The organism is Peterkaempfera griseoplana (assembly GCF_001418575.1).
Taxonomy (GTDB): domain Bacteria; phylum Actinomycetota; class Actinomycetes; order Streptomycetales; family Streptomycetaceae; genus Peterkaempfera; species Peterkaempfera griseoplana.
In genome coordinates this window covers 1-4,073 of the sequence record NZ_LIQR01000675.1, presented here as the reverse complement: position 1 = coordinate 4,073, position 4,073 = coordinate 1, and the positions used below count along the sequence as shown (strand labels likewise).

4 protein-coding genes are annotated in these 4,073 nt (G+C 77.6%); 3 read left to right on the top strand and 1 reads right to left on the bottom strand.

The features are described from left to right. Positions 1-1,520 (top strand): primosome assembly protein PriA (locus AOK09_RS35190; RefSeq protein WP_055591258.1); only part of this gene is annotated, 1,520 nt, incomplete at its 5' end. A gap of 239 nt (positions 1,521-1,759) precedes the next feature. Here AOK09_RS35190 and AOK09_RS35185 read toward each other — a convergent pair. Then, on the bottom strand, positions 1,760-2,281 hold the full coding sequence (locus tag AOK09_RS35185) for a hypothetical protein (RefSeq protein ID WP_055591257.1): 522 nt from the start codon (positions 2,279-2,281) through the stop codon (positions 1,760-1,762). Between the two features lie 236 nt (positions 2,282-2,517). Here AOK09_RS35185 and def point away from each other — a divergent pair, with 236 nt between their 5' ends. Both def and fmt read left to right on the top strand, forming a co-directional pair. Beyond that, positions 2,518-3,063, top strand: a complete 546-nt coding sequence (gene def / locus AOK09_RS35180) for a peptide deformylase (protein ID WP_055591256.1) — start codon at positions 2,518-2,520, stop codon at positions 3,061-3,063. Positions 3,064-3,109: 46 nt separating this feature from the next. Continuing rightward, positions 3,110-4,045 (top strand): methionyl-tRNA formyltransferase, encoded by a 936-nt coding sequence (gene fmt / locus AOK09_RS35175; RefSeq protein ID WP_055591255.1) that lies wholly within the window; start codon positions 3,110-3,112, stop codon positions 4,043-4,045. The last annotated feature ends 28 nt before the right edge of the window (positions 4,046-4,073 follow it).

Here is a 4,073-nt window from a genome sequence, read left to right as displayed (position 1 = left end):
TCCTCGCCGCCCTCGCCGCCGGGGAGTCCCCCCGCGCGGTGTGGACGGCGCTGCCCGGCCCCGGCTGGCCCGAGGAGATCGCCCGGGCCGTCGCCGCCACCCTCGCCTCCGGCCGGGGCGCGCTGGTGGTGCTCCCTGACGGGCGCACCACCGCCCGGGTGGACGCCGCGCTCACCGCCCTCCTGGGCCCCGGCCGCCACACCGCGCTCACCGCGGAACTCGGCCAGGAGGAGCGCTATCGCCGCTGGCTCGCCGTCAGCCGGGGCTCGGTGCGCGCCGTCGCCGGCACCCGGGCCGCCATGTTCGCCCCGGTACGCGACCTCGGGCTGCTGGTCGTCTGGGACGACGGCGACGGCAGCCACAGCGATCTGCACGCCCCCCACCCCCATGCGCGGGACGTCGCCCTGCTGCGCGCCGCCGAGGACGGCGCCGGGGTGCTCATCGGCGGTTTCGCCGTCACCGTCGAGGCCGCCCGGCTGGTCGCCACCGGCTGGGCCCGCCCTCTCGTCCCGGACCGTGACGGCCTGCGCCGCACCGCGCCCCTGGTCCGCACCGTCGGCGACCGCGACCTGGCCAGGGACGAGGCGGCCCGCGCCGCGCGTCTGCCCACCCTCGCCTGGCAGACCGCCCGGGACGCGCTCACCCGCGGGCCGGTCCTGGTCCAGGTGCCGCGCCGCGGCTACGTCCCCCGACTGGCCTGCGCCCGCTGCCGTGAGCAGGCCCGCTGTGCGCACTGCGCGGGTCCGCTGGAGGCCCGCGGCAGCGACACCCTGCTGCACTGCGTCTGGTGCGGCCGTCCGGAGGCCGACTGGCACTGCCCCGAGTGCGGTTCGTTCCGGCTGCGGGCCCAGGTGGTCGGCGCCCGGCGGACCGCCGACGAGCTGGGCCGCGCCTTCCCCAGGGTCCCGGTGCGGACCTCCGGCCGGGACGCGGTCCTCGCCACCGTTCCGGCCGACCCCGCCCTGGTCGTCGCCACCCCGGGGGCCGAACCCGTCGCCGAGGGCGGCTACGCGGCCGCGTTGCTGCTGGACGGCTGGGCGCTGCTCACCCGGCCCGACCTGCGAGCGGGGGAGGAGGCGCTGCGCCGCTGGCTCGCCGCCGCCGCGCTGGTCCGGCCGCACACCGAGGGCGGCGCCGTGGTGGTGGTCGCCGAGCCGACCCTGCGGCCCGTCCAGGCCCTGGTGCGGTGGGACCCGGCTGGGCACGCCGCCACCGAACTCCAGGAGCGTGCCCAGCTCGGCCTGCCGCCGGTCTCCCGGATGGCGGCGCTGACCGGTTCACCGGCCGCCGTCGCCGACCTGCTGGCGCTCACCCGGCTGCCGGAGGGCGCCGATGTGCTGGGGCCGGTCCCGGTGCCGGGGCCGGGGCCGGGCGAGCCCCAGCAGCGGGCGCTGGTCCGCGTCCCGCCGGGGCAGGGGGCCGCCCTGGCCACCGCGCTCAAGGCGGCCCAGGCGGCCCGGCTCGCCCGCAAGCAGTCCGATCCCGTGCGGGTCCGCATCGACCCCCCGGACATCGGCTGAGCCGGGTCTCCACCGACTGCCGCCGCCGGACTCCGCCGGGGGGCGGCGCCGCGCCGCCGGGGCGCGGGCGGCCCGCCCGTCCCCGCAGCGGGCAGGACACGCGGTACCGCCGCCGGTCGCGCTGTCCGCCCCGGGGGCGCGCGGCACGCCGTGGGCGCCCGCACCCCGCCCCCTACGAGGACGGCCCGTCCCCGCAGGGGGCGGACGTACGGCGGCACACCGCCGCGGCCGGGAGGGGGTCAGCCCACCGGGCGCTGCAGGGGCCGCGCAGCGCCCCCCTGCCGGGCGACCGGGATGGCCGGCGCCTGGCCCGGCTGCGGGGCGGACGGGGCGACCGTCGTCCGGTCCGGCTGCTCGTCCGCGGGCTGCGTCGGCGAGGGCAGCGCCCCGGCTGCGGCACCCGTGCCGACGGCCGGACGCCGCATCCCGTAGCGGCGGTGCACCGCCTGCTTGGTGACCCCCAGCGCGGATCCCACCGAATCCCAGGAGAACCCCAGCGAGCGGTCGAACTCCACCGCCGCCGCCACCAGCGACTCCACGCTGTCGCGCAGCTCCTGGGCCAGCCGCACCGTCGGCGCCGGCGCCCTGCCGTACACCACGAACCCGGCCGAGGTGCTGGGCCTGCGGGGCCGGTAGACGTTGCCCAGCTGGGCGGTGAGCGTGCGCAGTGCGTCCGCCTGCCGCCGTACTCTCTCGATGTCGCGGACGAGGAGGTGCAGGCTGGCCCGTGCCCGGGCGTCGTGAGTCGTGTGGTCGGCCATGGAACCGGAGCCTCTCCGAGACGGCAGGGGGAGCGGGGCACCGCGGGCCCCGACGGTCTCGGGGTGCGCGGTCAATCTCACCTTGACCAACGTCCGACGGGTACCGCGGGTCACGCTTGTGGAGCAACCCGGGTCGGCGGGCCGTGCGGCGGGGCGGCCCTCCCAGGGCCCGTAGACTGGGACGTCGTACCGCGGGACGCCGGTCCCCGGACCGGACCCGACGGGAGCGCAGCCAGGTGGCGATACAGCCGATCCGCATCTTCGGCGACCCGGTGCTGCGCACCCAGGCCCGGCCGGTGACCACCTTCGACAAGGAACTGCGGGTCCTGGTCAAGGACCTGACCGACACCATGCTGGACGCCCCCGGCGCCGGCCTGGCGGCCCCTCAGCTCGGCGTCTCCCTGCGTGTGTTCACCTACTGCGTCGACGGCGAGGTCGGGCATCTGGTCAACCCCGACCTCTCGCTCAGCGAGGAGGAGCAGGACGGCCCCGAGGGCTGCCTCTCGCTGCCCGGCCTGAGGTTCGACACCCGCCGCGCCCACGGCGTGGTCGCCCGGGGCTTCAACATGCACGGCGACCCGGTGACCATCGAGGGGACGCAGCTGCTCGCCCGCTGCATCCAGCACGAGACCGACCACCTCGACGGCATCATCTTCATCGACCGCCTGGACCGCGAGCAGCGCAAGGCCGCGCTCCGCGCCATCCGCGAGGCCGAGTGGTCGGGGGCGGCCGCCCCCCAGGTGAAGGTCTCCCCCCACAGCACCTTCGGCAGCGCCCGCTGACCGCGGCCGCAGCCCCCTCCGTCCCTCAGGAAGGCACTTCCCCCGTATGAGGCTCGTCTTCGCCGGCACCCCCGAGGTCGCCGTCCCCGCGCTGGAGGCGCTGCTCGCCTCCGACCGGCACCAGGTGGCCGCCGTGGTCACCCGCCCCGACGCACCCGCCGGACGCGGGCGTCGCCTGGTGGCGAGCCCGGTGGCGCAGCGCGCCGAGGAGGCGGGCATCGAGGTGCTGAAGCCGGCCCGGCCGCGCGACCCGGACTTCCTGGAGCGGCTGGCCGCCATCGCCCCGGACTGCTGCCCGGTGGTCGCCTACGGGGCGCTGCTGCCCAGGGCGGCCCTGGGCGTCCCCCGGCTGGGCTGGGTCAATCTGCACTTCTCGCTGCTGCCGGCGTGGCGCGGCGCCGCCCCGGTGCAGCACGCCGTCATGGCGGGCGACGAGGTCACCGGAGCCTCCACCTTCCTCATCGAGGAGGGGCTGGACTCGGGTCCGGTGTTCGGGGTGACCACTGAGGAGATCCGCCCCGGCGACACCAGCGGTGAGCTGCTGACCAGGCTCTCCCACTCCGGCGCCCGGCTGCTGGCCGCCACCATGGACGGCATCGAGGACGGCACCCTGCAGGCCGTTCCGCAGCCCCCGGACGGCATCACCCTCGCCCCCAAGATCACCGTGGAGGACGCCCGGATCGACTGGGCCGCCCCCGCCCTGCGCGTCGACCGCGTGGTCCGCGGCTGCGCCCCCGCTCCCGGCGCCTGGACCCTCTTCCGGGACGAGCGGCTGAAGCTCGCCGGTCCGGTCCGGCTGCTCACCGACCGCTCCGAGCTGGCCCCCGGTGAGCTGGCCGTCGCCAAGAACAGCGTCCGGGTCGGCACTGGCAGCCACGAGGTCGAGCTGGGCGACGTCCAGCCGCAGGGCAAGAAGCGGATGACCGCGGGAGACTGGGCCCGGGGTGCGCGCATCGAGTCCGGTGAGACCCTCGGCGCCTGACTGACCCCCCGACTGCCCACCCCCCGAC